A 22,156-nucleotide genomic window follows, 5' to 3' on the forward strand; every position below is an offset into this window, starting at 1 on the left:
TAGTATGATTTTGCTATAGATAACCGTACCCCACCATGTTTTCCCATTCCCTTGCGACTCCAGCGAATTTTTTTACATCCACCAGTTTGACTAATCGTATCGCCACTATCATGGTGTTTCAGTAAATAGCTCTGGAGTTCCTGAAACTCATCATCTTCCATGAATTTGGCTCGCCTCTTACTGAATGCAGTGGTTTCGATAAACTCCAAATAATTCATCTGAACCTCTGATTGTTATCCATACAAGCATGATGGGGTACTGTGTATCCAGTTGTTACAAGAGGTGCTTAATGAAATTAACAACTCATAAAGAACTGCACGAAAAATGGATGAAAGATCCAGAATATAGAGTGGATTACAAAGAAGAAACAAGAAAAGAACGTTTGCAAGAAACTTTGCAAAAATGGCAGGAATATGCTGGCTTAACACATCAAGAGATCGCCAAAATTATGGGAGTTAACCCTTCTACAGTAAGCGTAATGGAATCAAACGATAAATACGTTGGCACGTTATACCAGAGTATGTGGAGTAGAGTACCCAACAATTATGCTGTGAAATATGGCATCATCATATTTTATCTATTTATTTCAACCTTATGGTGTTAGTAACATATAGAATGATAATAAGGTTGTGTAATATATTAAAATGGATATTCTAATAAATAAAAGGCTGGAAATTTATTTCTCAGCCTTAATAATAAACATTACTCACGCTCAAGCAAACTAACCGCTGCACTAATACGAGGTGTAATATCTGTTTCTGGCAAAGATGGAAGAATGCCCAGCGCCATTTGTCTGAGTGGTTCTGCAATTACCATCGAGATGACAAGTTCACTGATAATATGAAAATCCATTTTTTTCAGTAATCCTTTTTGATACTGGCTTTCAAGCCAGTTAGTCAATATATTTCTGCTTTTTTCAATTTCACTTTGTTGATATTTACTCAATAATATTTCACGATAAGGAAAATCAGATTGTAATAATTTAAATAATCCTACCGCTTCCATAGATAAATATTTCTCCGCTATTTCAGTTAGAAATATTTTCAATGACTTCATCAATTGCTGAAAATTATTGGCTTCCTTCTTAAAATCGGGAATAAAATTATCTTCCCAACTCATCACTACCTGTTCAAGCAGATCTTCTCGGTTTTTGACAAAACGGTAGAGCGTTTTCTTAGCAATGCCGGCTTTTTTGGCAACCTCATCCAAGGTTGTTTTGTTATAACCTTGATTAATCAGAAGTAGAAAAGTGACGTCGTGAATTTTTTGGCGTATGACTTGCTCTGGAATGGTGGGGCGGCCTCGTGGACGCGGATGATTTTCTGCCATTTTAGCACCTTAATAAGTTATTAATATTTGTATCGCGCTGGCGTGATCCCATTAATAAACAGAACCGCTTGATTTAAGTTTAAATGGAAGAATTAAATTACATTTCATCAATTACAGAATTCGCAGAGGCTTGTCAACCCTATCAAAACGTGATTACCCATTCATGAAAAACAGTAATATGTTGGTATCTGACAGGAATTTCACTATGAATATTTCCCTTCGAACATATCAATAATTTCGGCGCTGTTCATATCGTCAAAATTGGCGGGAATGCTACCCTTGCTTTTAAGGAAGCCTAATTTGCGTTTGGGCTGCTCTTCTGGCATTTTTTATTACCCGGTTATTATTTATAACTTACTGTTTTTAATAAACTATTATCATAATTGATCGGGTTGAATTATAGAAAATATCCCTACAATGTGACATTCTTCACAAGATGGCACTTTTTGCTAATTTTTGTTAGCAAAAAGGTTGTTTAGATCTTAGTATCGTCATTACTTGTTACAAATTTAACATTAAATTAACCAAAGCAGGTGAAATACTCCGCCCATCTGATTATTGACTATTCCAGAGCAACGTGTTCTTGGGATAGCGATCTTTTGGCGGTGGCTAAATAATAACAAGACGAATGAGGATGATGACAATGATAAAACGCAACGCACTAGCAATGGCAATTCCGGTACTTCTCATTACGGGGGGCGCAAATGCGGCTGAAATTTATAATAAAGATGGCAATAAAATAGATTTATATGGAAAAGCCGATGTGCAAAGAACTTTCTCCAAATCAGATAGCCAGTCGGGTGATGGTTCTGTCGGTCGTATCGGTATTAAAGGCTCAACCCAAATTACGGAGACACTCACTGGTTTCGGGCGCTGGGAATTCAATATGGGTGCCAATGGTACAGAAGTCGAAAGTGGGGCAAATACCAGAACACGTTTAGCTTTCGCTGGGTTGAAATTTGGTGAATACGGGTCGCTGGATTATGGGCGTAATTATGGTGTGGTTTATGATGCCAACGCATGGACAGATGTATTGCCGGTATTTGGTGGTGATTCCATGGCCGCAACCGATAACTTCCTGATGGGGCGTTCAACAGGGTTATTAACTTATCGTAACACTGACTTTTTTGGTTTGGTCAATGGCCTGAATTTTGCCTTGCAGTATCAGGCTAAAAATGATGAGGGTACTAAAAATAGCCGTAGCGATGTTGCAAGGCAAAATGGCGATGGTTTTGGCCTTTCCAGCACCTATGACTTTGGTAATGGTTTCAATATTGGGGCGTCATACGGCAACTCTGACCGTACTTCGGTACAGAAACGGGGGGCTGATGCCGCTAACGTTCTGGCAAAAGGCAATAAAGCCGAAGCGTGGATCGTTTCTGCCAAGTATGACAAAGATAACGTCTATCTGGCCGCCATGTATGGTGAAACCCGTAATATGACCCGGTTTGGCAGCTCTGTGAATAACTACACGATGTTTGCCAATAAAACCCAAAATATTGAGTTGACGGCTCAGTATCAGTTTGATTCTGGTTTGCGCCCCTCTGTCGCTTTTGTTTATTCCAAAGGTAAAGATCTGGGTAATGACCTAGCTGACAGGGGCATATTGACAAACGAGGGATCTGAAGATTTGGTGAAATATGTTTCAGTCGGTGCCTTCTATAATTTCAACAAAAACATGGGCACGTATGCTGAATATCAATTCAACTTATTGAAAGACAATGATTTTACCAAGAAAGCGAAGATCAGTACTGACGATGTCTTTGGTGTTGGTTTGGTTTATCGCTTTTAATGGTTATCGAACTGCCTCAAACCCATTGAGGCAGTTCTTTTGTGATTACCTTTCGGCTTCGCCACCCAGCGCATCAATCGTATTTTTGATTAGTGCACCAAGTTCCCCTGTCATTAAGGTAAAATCAGCATCGAATCGTTGGGCCACATCTTCACGATCGATATCATCATTTTGATCACGTAAAGTTTCGCTGAATTTAATGCGCTTGAAAGCGCCATCGTCTGACAGCATAAACTGAATACGCTCTTCCCAATCCAGGGCCAACTTAGTGACATATTTGCCGGATTCAATATGCGCCGCAATTTCGTCTGAGACCAAATCCTGTTTCTTACAGCGGATCACCCCGCCTTCTTCCAGAATGGCTTTTAGCTCGGCTTCATCCATCAGGGCATAACCGGCAGGAAGATCACCTGAACGTACCCACTCGGTTAGCGTCAATTCAATGGGATTGGTGAAAGTAAGAGGCACAACGGGCAGTGATCCCAATGTCTTTCTCAACAGTGCCAGATTATCTTCAGCCCGTTTTGCGCTGGCGGCATCAACGATGATCACATGATTGACGGTATCGATCCAAATATAGGTTTGGCTGAAACGGCTGAATGCTCTTGGCAGTAGCGTATGAATGACTTCATCTTTCAGTGAATCTTTCTCCGTCTTTTTCAGCTTGCGGTGTTGTTCACCTTCCAGACGGGCTATTTTGTCCTGTAATTCCTGCTTAATCACCGGAGAAGGCAGTATTTTTTCTTCTTTGCGCGCGCAGATCAGAATTTGATTGCCGGAAGCATGGGTTAATGCTTCACCGTGGGAACCCATTGGCGAAATCCAGCCAGTTTTCATCATATCCTGGCTGCCGCATGGGGTGAATGCCAATGGGCTTAATTGTTTTTCCAGTTCATCCGCCGAAAGGGAAATCTCTCGGTTTAAACGGTAAATCATTAAATTTTTGAACCATAACATATAGTTACCCCATATTGTTGCGCGTCGTGACAAAGGTCATCTTAAAATATAAGGGGGCATGATAACGAATCATGTGACGAAGCCCTAGAACTTCTAGAGTTTCCTATAATCACTTCCTCATTTTCATATAATAAACAGCGTCGCCCTGCTCAATAGGAAAAGTGGGCTATGTGCATCGCCAACGAGAGCAGGCAATGTTAAAAGTGCAGCCAGGTGGCTACTCACCACCCTAACCTGCGCACGTTTGTCTTTTTAAGTAAAATTTCATAGGGAGAAGCGGGTTTGAGTTCTCCCGTATTATTCTATAAAGGGGAATAGCATGATGAAGAACATGGTGAAAATATCCACTCTGGCAATGTTGGTGGCATTCAATGTGAACGCAGCAACCGTTGATTTACGGGTGATGGAAACCTCGGATATTCACGGCAATCTGATGGATTTCGATTACTTTAAAGATAAATCCACGGAGCAATTTGGTCTGGTTCGTACTGTGAACTTAATTAAGGCGGCCAAAGCGGAAGCAACCAATGCGATCTTGGTCGATAACGGTGACTTGATTCAAGGCAGCCCGCTTGCGGATTATGTGGTGGCAAAAGGATTGAAACAAGGGGAGGTTCATCCAGCCTACAAGTTGATGAATACGCTGGATTATACCGTCGGTAACTTTGGTAACCATGAATTCAACTTTGGCTTGGATTATCTGAAACAGGCTATTGCCGGTGCCAAATTTCCTTATATCAATGCGAATATCATCGATGCCAAAACCGGTAAAAACTACTTTACGCCTTATATTATCGTTGAGACTCCAGTGAAAGATCGCGAAGGCAAAGCGCATTCGATTAAGATCGGTTATATCGGTTTTGTGCCACCTCAAATCACCATTTGGGATAAAGCCAATCTCAATGGCAAAGTGGTTGTTAATGACATCACTGCGACCGCAAAAAAATTCGTCCCTCAGATGAAGAAAGAGGGTGCAGAGCTGGTTATCGCCATTCCTCATTCCGGTTTTTCTCAAGATCCTTATAAAGCGATGGCAGAAAACTCGGTTTACTATCTGAGTGACGTCCCCGGCATTAATGCCATTATGTTTGGTCATGCTCACGGTGTATTCCCGAGCAAAGAATATGCGGGTATCAAAGGTGTTAATGTCGCTGATGGCACGATTAATGGCATTCCTGCCGTTATGCCGGGGCAGTGGGGGGATCATCTGGGGGTTGTTGATATGGTGATCAATAACAACAGTGGTGAGTGGAAAGTTGAATCTGCCAAAGCACAAGCCCGTCCTATCTATGATAAAGCCCATAAAAAAGCCCTGGTTGAACGCGATAATCAACTGGCTGCCATCATCGAAAAAGATCACAAGGGAACCCGTGAATTCGTCGGTAAATTTATCGGTAAAGCCTCTGACAACATGTACAGCTATCTGGCGCTGATCCAGAGTGATCCCACTGTGCAGATCGTCAATGATGCGCAGGTAGATTACACCAAACGCTTTATTCAGGGTGATCCTAATCTGGATGGCCTTCCTGTTTTAGCGGCGGCGGCCCCTTTCAAAGCTGGCGGGCGTAAAAATTCACCGGCTGACTTTGTGGAAGTGGAAAAAGGTGATCTGACTTTCCGTAACGCCGCAGATTTATATCTCTACCCAAATACACTGGTGGTGGTAAAAGCAACGGGGGCGGATGTGGTTGAGTGGCTGGAATGCGCGGCGGGCATGTTTAACCAGATTGATGCAAACTCCACCAAACCACAAGAATTGCTGAACTGGGAGGGTTTCCGCACGTATAACTTCGATACCATCACAGGGGTTAACTATAAGATAGACCTGACTCAACCTGCTAAATACGACACTGATTGCCAGCTTATCAATAAAGGGGCGAACCGCATCAAAGATGTTACCTATCAGGGTAAGCCAATTGATCCAACAGCCATTTTCCTGATCGCCACCAATAACTACCGTGGTTACGGTGGCAAATTCGCCGGAACCGGAGAAGATCACATTGCATTTGCTTCACCGGATGAAAACCGCACCATTTTGGCTTCTTACATTGCCAGAATGACCAAAGAGAAGGGGGTTGTATCAACTCAGGCTGAAAACAACTGGTCATTCTTGCCAATCAAAACAGATAAAAAATTAGATATCCGTTTCGAAACTTCTCCAACAGAAAAAGCGGCGACATTCGTTAAGGAACACGCCCAATACCCGATGAAGTACTTAAAAAATGATGATACTGGTTTTTCTATCTATCAAATTGATTTAACAGAGAAAAAATAAAACTGACTGAATTTGGTCGTCTTAATGCCTGCTCTTCTGCCTGGCTAAAGGGCAGGCAAGTTATTTATGTGTGATAGCAAGAATTTTGCAGTGATGGGTTGCTTAGGGTCAGAATATTAAGAGATAGTGTGACAGAGATAAAAGATAACGCAGATAAGCGTAGATAAAACCCATAGATCAAAGATAGTGTAACGTGAGTTATTATGCGTTGCACTTTGGTATGAGAATAAATGTCAAATTACGCGAAGGTATTATTCAATATATACCAATCCAACTTCAAGATGCGTGTTATATTTCCCCGCCGCGCGGGGAAATATAAGGCCTCGCGTCGTCTTGCGGATTGAAGCTTGAAGTTTATCGAGTATGGAGAGCATTAATATGCAAAAAATTCGGGTAAGAATAATAAAAAATAAGATAGCTAAAATATTTATCTGTTCTGTCAGTCTGATGCTGGGAAATATCACTTTCTCATATGCTGCGATTGTTCCTCCCAATGTACAATTGGCGGATAAGCAAGAAATTACCCGCAACAATTTTTCCGAACCAGGTTCATTAGATCCGCATAAATCTGAGGGTAGCAGTGAATTTGATATTTTGAGGGATTTTTTTGAGCGCTTAGTTGATACAGATAAAGAAGAGCATATTATCCCCGCTTTGGCTGAACGCTGGGAAACCAAAGATAATAAAACGTGGATCTTCCATTTAAGAAAAGGGGTTAAATGGTCTGACGGTACACCGATGACTGCCCATGATGTGGTTTTTTCATTACGGCGATTGGTGACACCTGACACGATTTCTCCTTACGGGAGTTACCTGATTCAGGCGACTGTCGTGAATGCCCGTGAGGTACTGTCTGGTAAGAAAAAACCGCAAGAACTCGGTGTGAAGGCCCTGGATGATGCAACGGTAGAAATTACACTGGAAAGGCCAAAAGCGGGTTTTCTGCAAATGCTGGCGCATCCCGCCATGTCTCCTGTTAGTGAACAGGTTATTAAAAAATATGGCAGTAAATGGACTCTGCCCCAACATTTTGTCAGCAATGGGCCTTTTAAACTTTCTGAATGGGTAGTGAATGAAAAAATTGTCGGTATCAGAAATCCCTATTATTGGGATAATAAAAATACCGTAATTAATAAAGTCACTTACTTGCCATTATCGGATTATAAAGCGGATCTAAACCGCTATATGACAGGCGAGATTGATATCTCTAACGGAGGGCCACTGGAATTCTTGCCAACCGTTAAGAGGAAGTTTGGTGATCAATTACATGTTAAACCCATGATGAGTGTTTATTATTATCTCTTTAATATGCAAAAGCCGCCATTTAATGATGTTCGAGTCAGACAAGCGCTGGCTTTAGCATTGGATAGAAATATTATCACTGACAAGGTATTAGGCAATGGTCAAAAGCCCGCTTATGATGTGGTGTCTCCGGGGGCTGGGGGTATTTATTTAAAACAGCCAGAATATGCCTCATGGACACAGGAACAGCGCGTCGCCAGAGCCAAAACGTTACTGAATGAGGCTGGTTTTAATGAAAAGAACCTACTTAAGTTTACCTTATTATATAATACCTCTGATGGTCATAAAAAAATTGCCATTGCTGCCAGCTCGGCGTGGAAAAAGAATCTAGGTGTGGAAGTTATCTTACAAAATCAGGAAACCAAAACACAAAATGACAGTATGACGCAAGGCAATTTTGAGCTGACAAGATACGCATGGAATGCTGATTATAGTAGCCCGACTAGCTTTTTAGATATTTTCACGTCAGGGAATACCAATAACCATATGAGATATCAAAATAAGGAATTCGATCAATGGGTTTTAAAAGCAGATGAAACTAATGAACCCGCCGATTATCAACAAGCCATTGATATTCTCAATCAGGAAATACCTGCCATCCCCGTTTATTATTATGTCCGTGTAAAACTAGTCAGGCCCTATGTTGGTGGATTTTACGTTGACTCAATGGGAAATATCCCGACAAAAGATCTCTATATTATTAAACACTGATAACCATAGTGGTTCATGATACCTGTTCAAAGGAAAAGCAAGAATTGCTTTTCCTTTCAGGATAACTTTTTCCTCTGTGCTGAAATTTGAAAACTATTGTGTATAAATACATAACTATAAATACATAGCTATAAATACAGTATTTAAAAAATTTATTATTATTGCATTAAATAATTTATTGGGTAATAAATAGCGTGTCATGCTGAAATATGGATTGAAAATAAAATAAAGGATAAAAATAAATAATTACAGCACAGCTATGGGGAGACATGACATGTTAAATCAAATCAGCAAAAAAACGGTTAAAACATTAGTTTTTTCTATCAGTATTATATTGGGTAGTACAACATTGTCTTATGCCACAGTTATTCCATCAGGTACACAATTAGCAGAAAAACAAGAAATTGTCCGCAATAATGGTGCAGAGCCTGCTTCATTGGATGTCGATAAAGTTGAAGGTAATATTGCATTAAACATTATCAATGATTTTTTTGATACGTTAGTAGGCACGGATAAACAGGGCCAGATCATACCCAAACTGGCCGCAAGCTGGGAAACGAAGGATAATAAAACCTGGATTTTTCATCTGAGGAAAGGAATCAAATGGTCTGATGGTACGCCAATTACTGCGCATGATGTGGTATTTAGCTGGCGGCGGTTAACAAATCCTAAAACGCTTTCTCCATATGGCAGCTATTTTGCGGATGCTTCCGTGGTGAATGCCAAAGAGATTTTAGCCGGAAAGAAACAAGCGGAAGAGCTTGGTGTCAAAGCCCTGGATGATTCGACATTGGAGGTCAGGCTAGAAAAACCTGTTGGATACTTTTTACAGATGCTAGCGTTCAATATTGCGTCTCCGATTAGCGAGAAAGCCGTTGAAAAATATGGAGACAAATGGACTCAACCTGATTTTTTTGTTTCCAGTGGCGCATTTAAGTTAGCAGAGTGGAAAGTGAATGAAAAAATTGTTGGAGTAAGAAATCCTTATTATTGGGATAATAAAGACACCGTTATTAATAAGGTCACTTATCTCCCACTTTCATCAGATACCTCAGATTTAAACCGTTATCTGGCCGGAGAAATAGATATTACATTTACGATCCCATTAGGATCTTTTGCCTCATTAAAGAAAAACATGAACTCACAGGTTCATATTTCACCGATACTTAGCACATATTACTATGAATTTAACAATAAAAAACCGCTGTTTAAAGATATTAGAATCCGGCAAGCACTAGATCTTGCTTTGGATAGAAATATTATTGCTGATAAAGTTGTTGCTCAAGGGCAAATACCCGCTTATACCATCCTGCCACCAGGAATTGGTGGTTTTAAATTTAAACAGCCTGATTATATCTCATGGACACAAGCTCAACGTAATGAAAAAGCTAAACAATTATTGAATGAAGCGGGCTTTAATAAAAATCATCCTCTTAAATTTAATTTGGTTTACAACTCATCAAATTTACATAAAAAAGTGGCTATTGCGGCAACCTCGATGTGGAAAAAGAATCTCGGTGTTATTGCTAATATACAAATTGAAGAGTGGAAAGTTATGCTGGAGAACGAACATCAAGGGAAATTCGATGTCGTTAGAGGCGGGTGGATTGGCGATTATAATAATCCGATAGCTTTTTTTAATATATTTACAACAAATCAAACCAATAATACCTCTTTTTATTCTAATAAAGACTTCGATAATTGGATTCGTCAAGCAGGAGAAACGAATAAACAAGAGGATTTTCAACAGGCACTCGATATTATGACAAAAGACACTCCTGTTATCCCCGTTTATTACTATGTTACTTCGATATTGGTGAAGCCTTATATTGGTGGCTATTACGCCGATCTTTTGGGGAGAATATCAACGAAAGATCTTTATGTCATTAAGCACTAAATTAAGAGCCTGCTAAAGCAGGCTCTCCATCATCTATACGCGATAAACTTCAAGTTGCAATCCGCAAGACGACGCGAGGCCTTATATTTCCCCGCTTCGCGGGGAAATATAACACGCATCTTGAAGTTGGATTGGTATATTGCAAGGCTTTATATACACATCAAACACATTGCTCAGGCGGTTGTCACTATTTGATTTCCATGTTTAAACCCGAAATTCTGCGGCTAATTGGCTGAAGCCCAATCCATTCTTTTTTTCCACTTTGATCTGAACAGGAATTCGCTCTTTTAAGGCTTCTACATGGCTAATTACCCCGATAGTTTTTCCTGATGCATTAAGGTGATCCAGTGCATCCAAAGCGATATCCAGGGTTTCAGGATCAAGCGTGCCAAAGCCTTCATCAAGGAACAGGGATTCTATTTGTGTTTTGTTACTCACTAGATCAGACAAGGCGAGGGCAAGAGCCAGGCTGACAAGGAAACTTTCACCTCCAGAAAGCGTTTTAGTATCCCTCATGGCTTCCGCTTGCCAGGTGTCAACGACTTGTAATTCCAGCCCACCGTCATCCTTGCGTTGCAAGTAGTAGCGGCCATGTAATTTTTCCAATCGAATATTAGCCAGATGCACGAGATGATCCAATGTCAGGCCTTGAGCAAAACGGCGGAATTTAGCGCCATCGGCGGAGCCAATAAGATTATTGAGATAGCTCCAGTCATCATATGTTTGCTGTAAAAGTGCGATCTGTGCCAGTAACTCCTGTTGGTGTTGGCGGCGAGTTGCATCACTGCTCAATAGGGTTCTGACTTCCCCTTGTTGTTGGTTGTTGTGTTTCAACTGAGCCGTAACGTCGGTCAATAGGGCGGCTAATTGTTGAGGTTCATACTGGTTAAGTAATTGCGGCTGTGTTTTTGTATGTCGTTGTAAGGCCACTTCTGATTCATGGTGGCGTGTTTTGGCCTGCAATTGTTGCTGTTCAAGTTTTTCTTGTAATTGTTGTAATTTTTCCCGCTGTTCCGGTTCCAATAAAGCACGTTCAAAGGATGATTGATCAGGAAAGCCTTGCTGTTCTAAGCCTGTTTGGAAATGGCTGGCAGCACGTTTGTAGTTTGCTTCGGCGGCGAGGTGGCTTTTTTCTATTTCACTGGCAGCACCGATTAATTGACTCATTTTATTTTGCAGTGTTTGCAGATGGAAAGTTGCTTGTTTGTGGCTCGTTTCCAGTTCATTGGTTTTTTGTTGCAAAGCCTGACGAACGGCAATGATGGATTGTTCGCCAAATAAACGATGACGTTCCTGGCGTGTTTGTTCCAATAACTGTATTTGTTGTTTCTGCTGTTCATTCAAAGCATGAAGATGAGTGGAGAGCTTATTTTTTTGTTTGTCTAGTTCACCCAGTTTGCTTTGCAAGGCTGCTTGCTCTTTTTGTAGCTGCTGCCACTTTTCTCGTGAATTGTGGTAGTTTTTTAATTCCTGTTCACGCTGTTGCAGCCAGTTTTCTGTTTCATAGGGGGCAGGGAGTGTGAAAGGTGTTGGCTGTAATTGTGTGTTTAACTGTTGTGCTGTCGCTGCGTAGTGAGCTTCTATTAGTTGAACTTCTTCCGCCTTTTCTGCCAATTGTTTTTGGGCTGAATCCTGTTTGAATTTTTCCAATTCAATATTCTTTTCACAAGCCTGGTATTGCTCCCGATTGGCAGCAAGTGCTTTTTCGGCTGCTTGATAGTTTTTCTCTGCCTGTGAAAGTGCTTCTTGTTGAGCTTGGTATTGGTGATAAGTAGATTGTCGCTGACTGATAAAGTGATTAACCGTCTCTGCTTTCATCGGTAATTCTGTAGCTTGTAACTGCTGGCAATGGTGTTCCCACTGTTTAACCAATGCTGCTAATTTAATATTGTATTGTGCAATATTTTGCTGCAATTGCTCGCAGTGCTGCTGTTGAATCTGTTGTTTTTGCTGTAGGGTTGCACGATTTTCTTGCAATTGCTCAATCTGTTGGCGCAGCGTTTTCAAACGCTCTTCTGAATGTGGTAGGGCAATATTCTGGTATTCGTTGATTAAAGGATGATGAGTTGAACCACACAGCGGGCAAGATTTACCTGCTTTTAATTGTGCCCGTTCTTTTTCTAGGCTAACTATTTGTTGTTCTAAACGAATTCGATTGGTGAGATCGTCATAATGTTGCTGCTTATCTGCCAATTGTTGATTGAGGATTGCGATCTGATCAGGTAAGGCTTTTACCAATGCTTGAGATTGGATCAATTGGTTTTGATCGGCTGAGATCGTGGTATGTAACTGCTGGATCTGGGGAAGTAAGATCTCCAGTTGGTTTTGTGATACTAATTGTTTCTGATAATTTTCTAAATTTTTTTGTAATTGTTCTAGTGGATGCTTTTGCTGCAAAGTTGTGAGTTGGCTTGCCGCAGTGGCAAGGCTGTTGCGCAGTATTTGGCTCTGTTCTTGTTGTTTGGCTAACTCTGCATTCAAGGTATGTAAATCATCGGTTGTGCGGGCAAGCTCTGAGGCAATTTGTTGGGTGCTTTGGGTAAGCTGATCTATTTTTTCTTGTCGCTCTTTCTGGCGGGTGAATAGTTGTTTCCATTCAGGCAGTTTGCTGTCCAAACTGCGGTAATAAGGGTGCTGCTCATCATAGGATTCCAACGCCTTTTGTTCGCTATTTAAAGCTGCTGTTCGGTCCTGTGTCGCTTGGTGTTGGGATAAGATGTCTGTGAGGTCACGGTTTTGTCCTGCAATCTCTTGCTCAAGTTTCAGCAGATCTTTGGATTGGATATCAATTTTATGATCGAGCGGCATAATTTGCGCTGAGATGAGCGTTTCTTGTTGGTTTTGATGCTGTTGATGTTCTTCCCGCTGTTTTTCCAGTTGTGTCAGTTGCTGTTCGGCAGGTTGCAGCATTGCCAGTTGTTGTTGGCGCTCATACTCTATTTTTGTGCGTTGTTCTATGATCCGCTGTTTTTCATGGATGGCTCGGTTTTGGGCATCCCATAATGGACGGATTTTCTCTGCTGGTTCGCCAGCAGCAAGTTGTTGCAATTGAGGTTGTGCTTCCTGAATGTCTTGTTCAGTTTGTTGTAAAAGTGAAGCACTGCTGACCAGTGATTGCTGTAGCTCATCCTGTCGCAAAAGCCACTGTTCAGCTGTTTGCAAGGCTTTCATTTGTTGGCTGAGTTGGGTTTCTTCTGTAATGAGCTGCTGTTGTTGGTTTTGGTATGTCTGTTGTTGTTCTGGCGTGAGTAACTCAATGGAAGCGGCTTTGGCTTGTTGGATATTCAGCTCAGATTGCACCTCTTTATGGCGTTGATAAATTTCCTGGGACAGCATGCCGTAAATTTCTGTACCGGTTAGCTCTTCCAGTAGATCGGCTCTGTCTTTATCCTGTGCATTCAAAAATGCGGCAAAATTCCCCTGTGACAAAAGCATGGATTTGGTAAAACGGCTAAAATCCAGCCCAGTTATTTCGGCTATTTTTTCTTTTTTCTCTGGAATTTTATCAGACAGGATTTTTCCCTCTTTTTTGAGGGCTAATTCTCCTTTTGGGGGCTGGAGTTTGCCATTTACCTGGTTACGAGCACGACGCTGACTCCAAAATGCCCGATAAGCGACGCCTTTGACTTCAAATTCTACTTCAGCAAGACACTCTGCGGTATGACGGGTCATAAGTTCATTTTGCGAGGCAGAAATAGTGTTGAGCCTTGGTGTTTCATGATAAAGGGCGAGGCAAATGGCATCCAATAAAGATGTTTTCCCTGCACCCGTTGGGCCGATAATGGCAAACAATCCATTGCTGGCAAAGGGTTCTGCCGTAAAGTCAATTTTCCACTCACCTTGCAGGGAATTGATATTTTTCAGCCGTAAGCTAAGAATTTTCATGGCATGTTCTCTTCAGGTTATTGCTGAGAAATATCATCCAGCGTCTGTTTAAATAGAGTGGTCAGGCGTTGTTTTTGGGCAAGATCATCGATTTCTGCCAGCGCTAAACGTCGCTCAAAGACTTCATCTACACTTAGCTCGGTAAGCGTTTCTTTATGTTGTTCTGACAGTGACCGTTGGCGAGCGCTTTTGCTGCGGCGTAGCAGGATAATCTCAACAGGCAACCCTTCACTTAGGGCCTGAATGCGTTTTTGGATGTCGTGCAGATAATCCTGGGTTGCAACTTCAATATCCAGCCAAACCGGGCGCTCTCCCTGATGTTCCTTGAAAACGTGTAATTGCTCTTCGATTTGTTTCAAATTACCACGAATAAGCTGCATAGGCTGATAATGTGGGATTGGTAACAGTGTGATGTTATCGAGTTTGCCTGATTTAAAGTCCACTAAGCAGACACTTTTTTCCTGCCCCACTTCATCAAAGCTGAGTGGAATAGGAGAACCGCTGTAGCGGATATGCGCTGATTTACCGATGACTTGCGGGCGGTGGATATGCCCTAGTGCAATATAGTCAGCAGGAGGGAATGACTGTGCGGGGAAGGCCTCTAATGTGCCGATGTAAATATCTCGAACGGAATCTGTAGTGGAAGCGCCCACCGTAGTGAGGTGACCCGTGGCGATAATCGGTAATGGCTGGCCGAGCTGTTCTCGTAATGCACAGGCTTGTTGGTAGAGCTTGTGATAATGCCCGGAGATGGCATCCTGTAGTGCCTGTTGCTTTTGTACGCCCGATTGCCCCGCCTGACTGGTCATAATATCCCGTGGCCGCAGATAGGGAATGGCACAGAGAATGGCCCCTGCATTGCCATCTCTGTTATTCAGAAGCTTTATCTGCTGTGTGATATCTTCAGTTTCAGCATTGGCAATCACAAGGGTATTCAGGTAAGAGAGGAGGGATTTTGATTCGTTAAGTGTGGCAACAGAATCGTGGTTTCCACCAAGAATGACAAGCTGGCAGCCTGTAGGCTGTAATGCCACAATGAATTTGTTATAAAGTTCACGTGCGTAGCTGGGGGGCGAACCAGTATCAAAAATATCGCCGGCAATAATTAGTGCATCAACTTGATATTGAATGATTTTTTCAATCAGCCACTGCAAAAAATGCTTATGTTCAGCAGCGCGGCTTTTAGTAAAAAAATATTGGCCAAGATGCCAGTCAGATGTGTGAATAATTCGCATGATTTTCCCGCCCGTTACTTCCTTGCTTGTTGCAGGGGTTAATTATAATGGCAGTTTGAGGGATGTCCTGTGCAATTCGACATTCTTTACTGAATTTTCGAGCTACTTCGCATCCACAGTGAAATATGACAAAGTTGCAAAATTTTCTTTGAGAGCCAGTTTGTTTCTTGCTAATTGAGGAGTAAGAGGTTTCATCAAAGTGTCATAAAATTGACTCATAATGTTTTGTAGTGAACTCACTGACCTTAATGACATTAACGGAATTAGCCATGGTTAAACGCATTTTGGTAGTTGAAGATGAAGTGCCGATTCGTGAAATGGTCTGTTTTGCTCTGGAACAAAACGGTTATCAGGCCATTGAAGCGGAAGATTACGATACGGCGATAAGACGTTTGTCTGAGCCTTATCCTGATTTGGTATTATTGGACTGGATGCTGCCGGGAGGTTCGGGAATACAACTTATCCGGCAAATGAAACGGGATAATAACGTTAAGGCGATCCCTATTATTATGGTCACGGCTCGGGTGGAAGAAGAAGATAGGGTACATGGCTTAGATGTCGGTGCCGATGACTATATAACAAAGCCTTTTTCACCCAAGGAATTGATTGCCCGGGTTAAGGCTGTTTTGCGCCGCCTTTCACCTACAGAGTCGGAAGAGATTATTGATATGGGTGGATTAGCGCTGGATCCGTCATCCCACCGCGTTTCCAGTCATGGACAAGATGTGGAAATGGGACCAACTGAATTCAAACTTCTCCACTTTTTTATGACTCATCCTGAGCGTGTTTATAGTCGTGAGCAGCTGCTCAACTATGTGTGGGGAACAAATGTTTATGTGGAAGATCGTACGGTTGATGTACATATTCGCCGTTTGCGTAGGGCGTTGGAGATAGGGGATCACGCAAGGATGGTACAGACGGTGCGTGGTACGGGTTATCGCTTTTCTACCCGCTATTGATTGTTCGGAGTAAAGTCGCGTGCTTGAGCGTTTATCCTGGAAAAAGTTGGTATGGGGGCTTGTGCTTTTTTGCTTGCCCGCTGTCATTTTGTCTCTTTTCATCGGTCAGTTAGCATGGTTGCTGGTTATTGCACTATTTTTGGCTCTGATATGGCATGGCTATAATTTACTGAAATTATCCGATTGGTTATGGCTGGATCGCAATATGTTACCGCCCGCCGGTCGTGGCGGCTGGGAACCTATCTTTTATGGTATTTATCAGTTGCAGCAACGCAATCGCAAACGACGTCGTGAACTCGCATTACTCATCAAGCGCTTTCGCAATGGGGCGGAATCATTGCCGGATGCCATTGTGATAATGACCACGGAGGGCAATATTTTTTGGTGTAATCGTCTGGCTCAGCATTTACTTGGATTCCGCTGGCCTGAGGATAACGGTCAGCATATTTTCAACCTGCTTCGCTATCCTGATTTTAGCCGTTATATTACAGCGAATGATTTTTCCCACCCTCTGTCCATCGAATTGAATAATGGCAATATGATAGAGTTCCGCATTATGCCTTATTCTGAGAAGCAATTATTGATGGTCGCGCGCGACATCACCCAAAAACGACAGTTGGAAAATACCAGACGGGATTTTTTTGCCAATGTAAGTCATGAACTCAAAACCCCTCTCACTGTACTGCAAGGTTATCTGGAAATGATGGAGGATCAGGCGTTCGACACTAACGTAAACCAGAAAGTCATCGGTACAATGCGGGAACAAATACGAAGAATGGATGGTTTGGTGCAACAACTGCTGCATCTTTCCAAAATTGAAGGGGGACCACAAGTGAACATGAATGAAGTCGTGGATGTTCCCAACATATTGAAAATATTGCAACGGGAAGTATTGCAACGAAAAGTATTGGCCTTGGGAAATGAGCAGCACGATATTGTGTTTGATATTGATGAAAGGCTGAAAGTGTTTGGTAATGAAGAGCAATTACGCAGTGCAATGTCCAACCTTGTTTATAACGCCATTACACATACCCCTCCGGGCACAAGGATTGAGGTGAGCTGGCGAGATGTTTCCCAAGGCGCACAGTTCAAAGTGGAAGACAATGGCGGTGGAATTAGCGCGGAACATTTACCACGTCTGACAGAACGTTTTTATCGCGTCGATCTGGCCCGCTCACGTCAAACTGGGGGGAATGGGTTAGGTTTATCGATAGTGAAACATGCATTGCATCACTATAATACTCATCTTGATATTGCGAGTACTTTAGGGAAAGGCTCAGTGTTTAGCTTTTTATTGGCATCTCGGCTTATTGCCTCTGCCAAAAACCGTTTTACGACAAAATGATTTATGCGTTAGCATGAACAAAAAATGCGCGCGAGCAGAAAATGAACAAATCATATAGTGTGTATTCAATGATAGATAACAATAATAACTGATTTTAAAAACCAGTTCAGTACATTATTCTGGTTTTTGGTTTTACACTTGCCTTTTAGCGCTATAAAAGTTTTACTTGGGGGCAGTTGTTGGCGATTCTAGCTGTTATTACTACTATCATTCTGTATCTTGCGATTATCAGTGAATATTATGTTGATCACTGACTGTTAAATCAGAATTCGGTCTCGCCAGTGAAAATTCAAGTACTTGCGATAGTAACTGTCGCAAATGCATCTCTTTTGGCAATAATACATTAGCAATCATTATGGCATACCGTTTATCATCTAAGGATATTTGGGCATTAGGTTTTATGACCTTTGCCTTGTTTGTTGGTGCGGGAAATATTATTTTTCCGCCTATGGTTGGCTTGCAGGCAGGAGAGAATGTTTGGATCTCAGCCACTGGCTTTTTGCTAACTGCTGTTGGCATGCCGGTCATTACTGTCATTGCGTTGGCAAAAGTGGGTGGGGGCATTGAAGCACTCAGTGCACCGATTGGGAAAACGGCAGGTCTGATTCTGGCAACTGTTTGCTATTTAGCTGTCGGCCCCCTGTTTGCAACCCCCAGGACTGCAACGGTTTCTTTTGAAGTGGGTATGGCATCACTTACCGGAACAGGCGATCTTCCTCTATTTATCTATAGTGTGATCTATTTTGCACTCGTGGTGCTGATTTCATTGTATCCGGGCAAACTACTGGATAGTGTTGGCCATATATTGGCCCCAATCAAAATCGTGGCGTTAGCCATTTTAGGAATTGCGGCTGTGTTGTGGCCAGCAGGTGGCCCTGTTCCTGCTATTGAAACTTATCGGGAAACTCCGTTCTCAAATGGCTTTGTCAATGGCTATTTGACCATGGACACACTGGCTGCAATGGTATTCGGGATTGTTATTGTTAACGCTGTTCGTTCCAGAGGGGTTGCGGCTTCTTCCCTGTTGACGCGCTATGCTATGTGGGCTGGCGTGATTGCCGGTCTTGGCTTGACGCTGGTATACCTCTCTTTGTTCAAACTTGGGGAAGGCAGTGGCACATTAGTGCCTACCGCAGATAATGGGGCTGCGATTTTGCACGCCTATGTCCAAAGCATTTTTGGTAACTACGGCAGTTTCTTCCTCGCGGTACTGATTTTCGTTGCTTGTATGGTGACTGCTGTTGGCTTGACGTGTGCTTGTTCTGAATTTTTCAGCCGTTATTTGCCATTATCCTACCGTACTCTGGTACTGATTTTAGGCACATTCTCCATGTTGGTTTCTAACATGGGCTTAAGTCACTTGATTAAGTTCTCACTTCCCGTACTGACGGCCATTTATCCTCCCTGTATCGTGCTGATATTACTGAGCTTTACAACCCGTTGGTGGCATAACTGCACCCGTATTTTGGCTCCTGCCATGTCTGTCAGTTTGCTGTTTGGGGTTTTGGATGCCATAAAAGTTTCTGAGTACCTCACTCATTTACTGCCTGAGTGGGCGAAGCATCTGCCATTATCGGATCAAGGTTTGGCTTGGTTACTGCCTACTTTACTGACGATGGTTGTGTGCGCTATCTATGACCGCATTGTAGGCGGCGTAAAGCTCCCAAAGTATGAAGTGCAGCCTGAAGAGAAGTAGGAATGAAGTCTATTCATGATAAACATGGATAAGTGATGTTATAAGATGGTAAAGGTGCGCTGTTGAAATCAGCCCACCTTTTTCGTTGATTTATGCTGAATTAATAACCAATAGCGGCACCGGCAGGTCGCCGTGCATCGTTAGCACCGTAGATGTAACCTTCATGGACAATACCTGATACGGCTGAATCGTTACCTGATGATTCCGGGGCAACGCCGGCAGCACCCGGCAATCCAATCATAATTAACTCTGTTGCTCCCCACGGTGTCTGTTCCACCATTTTGTAACCCATTTTTTCCAGTAAATTCAGGGTATCTTTCGACAGCCCACGTTGCTCATAATAGACCTCGTCAGGTAGCCATTGATGGTGGAACCGTGGGCTATCGACAGCTTCTTGTGGTGGCATGTTGAATTCGAGGATATTCAGGGCAGCTTGTAGCGTAATGGAGATAATGCGTGAGCCTCCCGGAGAACCCAAGACCAGGAAGATTTTATTATCTTTGGTCACGAGAGTTGGACTCATTGATGATAGTGGGCGCTTACCGGGGGCGATCGAGTTGGTTGCACCTTGTACTAACCCATACAGGTTTTTCTCACCGACTTTAGTTGTGAAGTCGTCCATTTCATCGTTGAGGAAGAAGCCAGTTCCTGGGGCAATCACGACAGCACCAAAACGTCCATTGATGGTGTAAGTGGTTGATACTGCGTTCCCTTCTTTATCTACCACGGAATAGTGGGTAGTCTCTGGTTTTTCATGGGGACCCATATCCGGCTGAACATTCACTGATGGGGTGGCTTTATTGGGTTGAATTTCTTTTCTGATTGATTCGGCATAGCTTTTACTCAACAGTCGATCAAGCGGATTATTGATAAAGACTGGATCGCCCAGATAGGTATTTCTATCCATATAGGCGTGGCGCATGGCTTCTGTCAATGTGTGGATATAAGCAGCAGAGTTGAATCCCATGGATTTAAGATCGTAGCCTTCAATGACGTTTAATATCTCACATAACGTAACACCACCAGAGCTGGGCGGCGGAGAAGAGATGAATTTATAGCCTCGGTAACTACAGGTGACAGGAGCGGTTTCTGTAATGTGATAATTGGCGAAATCCGCTGCGGTAATAATTCCGCCTGATTTTTTTGACGCTTCTGCAACTAATTGGGGAATTTTGCCGTGATAAAAAGCATCAGGCCCGTGTTTGGCAATCATTTCCAGCGTGTTGGCTAAATCGGTTTGAATGAGCCGGTCCCCGGGTTCGAATGGCTTACCATTTTCACGCAGAAAAATACGGGCAGCTTCTGGATCTTGAGCAAAACGCTTAACTGTGGTGTCCAGAATATTGGTATCGCCACGGGTCAGAATATAGCCTTCGCGCGCCAGTTTGATGGCGGGTGCCATGACTTGTTCACGAGTTAATGTGCCATACTTTTTCAATGCCTCTTCAAATCCCATTACTGTACCCGGTACAGCAATTGATTTATAACCATACAGGCTGGCACTTTTGATAACGTTTCCATCTTTATCCTGATACATATCAGCGCTGGCTGCGGCAGGGGCTGTTTCACGGAAATTAATGAAAGTATCTTTTCCATTGGCAAGATGGATGGTCATAAATCCACCACCACCAATATTGCCACAGCAGGGATTAACCACTGCCTCGGCATATCCAACGGCAACCGCCGCATCAATGGCGTTCCCGCCCATTTTTAGAATATCTATGCCAGCTTGTGAAGCAAGGCGTTGTGAGCTGACAACCATGCCTTGTTTAGCTTCAACAGCAGGCTCAGTAGCAGCATAAAGTGGGGTGGAAATAAATAGGGATATAGTGATAAGTGTTATTTTCCATGCCTTGAACATGTGTTGATCTCCTGAGGATAAGCTTCTTGTTATTAGCCACTGTTAAGTCATTTGGGCGTTTATATTGCTTTTGTTACGACTTCGTAACTCACCTTATCTAAAGCTCAGGTTTTTTAAAAGATGATTTTTCGCGCGGAAGTCAGTGAAAAAAGAAATTTCAGATTAGAAAAACCAGCCGACTGAGCGGCTGGTTTGGCGCGTTTCATAACACAGTATGATGAACGCTTGGTGGGATATTACAGCTTGCCCGCGTTTTTGGTCAGGTATTTTGCTACGCCTTCCGGTGAAGCGCCCATACCTTCCTGGCCTTTCTCCCATTGTGCAGGGCAAACTTCGCCGTGCTCTTCATGGAATTGCAGAGCGTCAACCATACGCAGCATTTCATCGATGTTACGACCCAGTGGCAGATCGTTAACGACTTGATGGCGAACAACACCATTTTTGTCAATCAAGAAAGAACCCCGCAGAGCAACGCCGGCTTCTGGGTGCTCAATGCCGTAAGCTTTCATGATGTCACGTTTGATGTCAGCTACCATTGGATATTTGACTTCGCCGATGCCACCTTCGTTGATTGAAGTTTTACGCCATGCGTTGTGAACGAATTCAGAGTCGAAGGATACACCAACAACTTCAACACCACGTTTCTGGAATTCTTCATAGCGATGATCGAAAGCAATCAGCTCAGAAGGACAAACGAAAGTAAAATCCATTGGCCAGAAGAAAATAACAGCAGCACGGCCATTCAGGTGTTTTTTCAGATTGAAGTTATTAACAATTTCACCGTTGCCGAGAACTGCGGCAGCTGTAAAGTCAGGGGCTTGGCGGGTGACTAAAACCATAATTGACTCCTGTGATTTTAAAAGGTGTTATGTAAAAACGGGTTACAGCATAAGGAATTAGGTTATAGCAATA

General features: G+C 42.7%; 15 protein-coding genes and 1 pseudogene. 8 read left to right on the forward strand and 8 right to left on the reverse strand.

The window, feature by feature from the left end; genetic code table 11:
• A pseudogene (locus ABLA76_RS05500) lies at nucleotides 1–218 on the reverse strand (type II toxin-antitoxin system RelE/ParE family toxin); the annotation flags it as partial.
• Nucleotides 219–289: 71 nt separating this feature from the next.
• On the opposite strand from ABLA76_RS05500, the gene ABLA76_RS05505 reads away from it, so the two are divergent.
• Nucleotides 290–604, forward strand: coding sequence for a hypothetical protein (locus ABLA76_RS05505; RefSeq protein WP_235428273.1), 315 nt, complete (start codon nucleotides 290–292; stop codon nucleotides 602–604).
• 98 nt (nucleotides 605–702) lie between these two features.
• On the opposite strand, the gene ABLA76_RS05510 is transcribed toward ABLA76_RS05505, so the two are convergent.
• Together ABLA76_RS05510 and ABLA76_RS05515 are read right to left on the reverse strand one after the other, a co-directional pair.
• Nucleotides 703–1,329 (reverse strand): TetR/AcrR family transcriptional regulator, encoded by a 627-nt coding sequence (locus ABLA76_RS05510; protein WP_348987172.1) that lies wholly within the window; start codon nucleotides 1,327–1,329, stop codon nucleotides 703–705.
• Nucleotides 1,330–1,532: 203 nt separating this feature from the next.
• On the reverse strand, nucleotides 1,533–1,655 hold the full coding sequence (locus ABLA76_RS05515) for a hypothetical protein (protein WP_348987173.1): 123 nt from the start codon (nucleotides 1,653–1,655) through the stop codon (nucleotides 1,533–1,535).
• A 317-nt stretch (nucleotides 1,656–1,972) separates the two neighbouring features.
• Here ABLA76_RS05515 and ABLA76_RS05520 point away from each other — a divergent pair, with 317 nt between their 5' ends.
• Nucleotides 1,973–3,121, forward strand: a complete 1,149-nt coding sequence (locus ABLA76_RS05520; RefSeq protein ID WP_348987174.1) for a porin — start codon at nucleotides 1,973–1,975, stop codon at nucleotides 3,119–3,121.
• 45 nt (nucleotides 3,122–3,166) lie between these two features.
• Here the strand turns inward: ABLA76_RS05520 and rdgC are convergent, their stop codons facing one another.
• Nucleotides 3,167–4,078 carry a recombination-associated protein RdgC gene (rdgC, locus tag ABLA76_RS05525; protein ID WP_348987175.1) on the reverse strand — a complete coding sequence of 304 codons (912 nt, stop codon included), beginning with the start codon at nucleotides 4,076–4,078 and terminating at the stop codon, nucleotides 3,167–3,169.
• A gap of 319 nt (nucleotides 4,079–4,397) precedes the next feature.
• On the opposite strand from rdgC, the gene ABLA76_RS05530 reads away from it, so the two are divergent.
• The 3 genes from ABLA76_RS05530 to ABLA76_RS05540 all read left to right on the forward strand — a co-directional run bounded on the left by ABLA76_RS05530 (nucleotide 4,398) and on the right by ABLA76_RS05540 (nucleotide 10,263).
• Complete coding sequence (locus ABLA76_RS05530) at nucleotides 4,398–6,353, forward strand: bifunctional 2',3'-cyclic-nucleotide 2'-phosphodiesterase/3'-nucleotidase (RefSeq protein WP_348987176.1); 1,956 nt, start codon at nucleotides 4,398–4,400, stop codon at nucleotides 6,351–6,353.
• Between the two features lie 378 nt (nucleotides 6,354–6,731).
• Entirely contained in the window at nucleotides 6,732–8,366 is a 1,635-nt protein-coding gene (locus tag ABLA76_RS05535; RefSeq protein WP_348987177.1) for an ABC transporter substrate-binding protein, read from the forward strand.
• A gap of 274 nt (nucleotides 8,367–8,640) precedes the next feature.
• Nucleotides 8,641–10,263, forward strand: a complete 1,623-nt coding sequence (locus ABLA76_RS05540; RefSeq protein ID WP_348987178.1) for an ABC transporter substrate-binding protein — start codon at nucleotides 8,641–8,643, stop codon at nucleotides 10,261–10,263.
• Nucleotides 10,264–10,467: 204 nt separating this feature from the next.
• On the opposite strand, the gene ABLA76_RS05545 is transcribed toward ABLA76_RS05540, so the two are convergent.
• On the reverse strand, nucleotides 10,468–14,148 hold the full coding sequence (locus ABLA76_RS05545; RefSeq protein ID WP_348987179.1) for an AAA family ATPase: 3,681 nt from the start codon (nucleotides 14,146–14,148) through the stop codon (nucleotides 10,468–10,470).
• Nucleotides 14,149–14,165: 17 nt separating this feature from the next.
• Nucleotides 14,166–15,383, reverse strand: coding sequence for an exonuclease subunit SbcD (gene sbcD / locus ABLA76_RS05550; RefSeq protein ID WP_348987180.1), 1,218 nt, complete (start codon nucleotides 15,381–15,383; stop codon nucleotides 14,166–14,168).
• A gap of 269 nt (nucleotides 15,384–15,652) precedes the next feature.
• Here sbcD and phoB point away from each other — a divergent pair, with 269 nt between their 5' ends.
• From phoB to brnQ, 3 genes are all read left to right on the forward strand, one after another.
• On the forward strand, nucleotides 15,653–16,342 hold the full coding sequence (phoB, locus tag ABLA76_RS05555; RefSeq protein WP_348987181.1) for a phosphate regulon transcriptional regulator PhoB: 690 nt from the start codon (nucleotides 15,653–15,655) through the stop codon (nucleotides 16,340–16,342).
• Nucleotides 16,343–16,361: 19 nt separating this feature from the next.
• Entirely contained in the window at nucleotides 16,362–17,687 is a 1,326-nt protein-coding gene (phoR, locus tag ABLA76_RS05560) for a phosphate regulon sensor histidine kinase PhoR (RefSeq protein WP_348987182.1), read from the forward strand.
• Between the two features lie 355 nt (nucleotides 17,688–18,042).
• Nucleotides 18,043–19,383 (forward strand): branched-chain amino acid transport system II carrier protein, encoded by a 1,341-nt coding sequence (brnQ, locus tag ABLA76_RS05565; RefSeq protein ID WP_348987183.1) that lies wholly within the window; start codon nucleotides 18,043–18,045, stop codon nucleotides 19,381–19,383.
• 100 nt (nucleotides 19,384–19,483) lie between these two features.
• On the opposite strand, the gene ggt is transcribed toward brnQ, so the two are convergent.
• Together ggt and ABLA76_RS05575 are read right to left on the reverse strand one after the other, a co-directional pair.
• Nucleotides 19,484–21,244: a gamma-glutamyltransferase gene (gene ggt / locus ABLA76_RS05570; RefSeq protein WP_348987184.1), complete on the reverse strand. Its 1,761-nt coding sequence runs from the start codon at nucleotides 21,242–21,244 to the stop codon at nucleotides 19,484–19,486.
• A gap of 236 nt (nucleotides 21,245–21,480) precedes the next feature.
• Nucleotides 21,481–22,083: a peroxiredoxin C gene (locus tag ABLA76_RS05575; protein WP_285809495.1), complete on the reverse strand. Its 603-nt coding sequence runs from the start codon at nucleotides 22,081–22,083 to the stop codon at nucleotides 21,481–21,483.
• Nucleotides 22,084–22,156: the final 73 nt, after the last annotated feature.

Origin of the sequence: Xenorhabdus sp. SGI240 (assembly GCF_040081915.1) — a bacterium.
Lineage (GTDB): Bacteria > Pseudomonadota > Gammaproteobacteria > Enterobacterales > Enterobacteriaceae > Xenorhabdus > Xenorhabdus bakwenae.

Bases quoted from the DNA above. Each gene is read 5' to 3' on its own strand.
- ABLA76_RS05540 (WP_348987178.1), top strand. From the start codon at position 8,641: ATGTTAAATCAAATCAGCAAAAAAACGGTTAAAACATTAGTTTTTTCT.
- ggt (WP_348987184.1), bottom strand. From the start codon at position 21,244: ATGTTCAAGGCATGGAAAATAACACTTATCACTATATCCCTATTTATT.
- ABLA76_RS05535 (WP_348987177.1), top strand. From the start codon at position 6,732: ATGCAAAAAATTCGGGTAAGAATAATAAAAAATAAGATAGCTAAAATA.
- ABLA76_RS05520 (WP_348987174.1), top strand. From the start codon at position 1,973: ATGATAAAACGCAACGCACTAGCAATGGCAATTCCGGTACTTCTCATT.
- ABLA76_RS05530 (WP_348987176.1), top strand. From the start codon at position 4,398: ATGATGAAGAACATGGTGAAAATATCCACTCTGGCAATGTTGGTGGCA.
- ABLA76_RS05545 (WP_348987179.1), bottom strand. From the start codon at position 14,148: ATGAAAATTCTTAGCTTACGGCTGAAAAATATCAATTCCCTGCAAGGT.
- ABLA76_RS05515 (WP_348987173.1), bottom strand. From the start codon at position 1,655: ATGCCAGAAGAGCAGCCCAAACGCAAATTAGGCTTCCTTAAAAGCAAG.
- ABLA76_RS05575 (WP_285809495.1), bottom strand. From the start codon at position 22,083: ATGGTTTTAGTCACCCGCCAAGCCCCTGACTTTACAGCTGCCGCAGTT.
- sbcD (WP_348987180.1), bottom strand. From the start codon at position 15,383: ATGCGAATTATTCACACATCTGACTGGCATCTTGGCCAATATTTTTTT.
- ABLA76_RS05510 (WP_348987172.1), bottom strand. From the start codon at position 1,329: ATGGCAGAAAATCATCCGCGTCCACGAGGCCGCCCCACCATTCCAGAG.
- rdgC (WP_348987175.1), bottom strand. From the start codon at position 4,078: ATGTTATGGTTCAAAAATTTAATGATTTACCGTTTAAACCGAGAGATT.
- ABLA76_RS05505 (WP_235428273.1), top strand. From the start codon at position 290: ATGAAATTAACAACTCATAAAGAACTGCACGAAAAATGGATGAAAGAT.
- brnQ (WP_348987183.1), top strand. From the start codon at position 18,043: ATGGCATACCGTTTATCATCTAAGGATATTTGGGCATTAGGTTTTATG.
- phoB (WP_348987181.1), top strand. From the start codon at position 15,653: ATGGTTAAACGCATTTTGGTAGTTGAAGATGAAGTGCCGATTCGTGAA.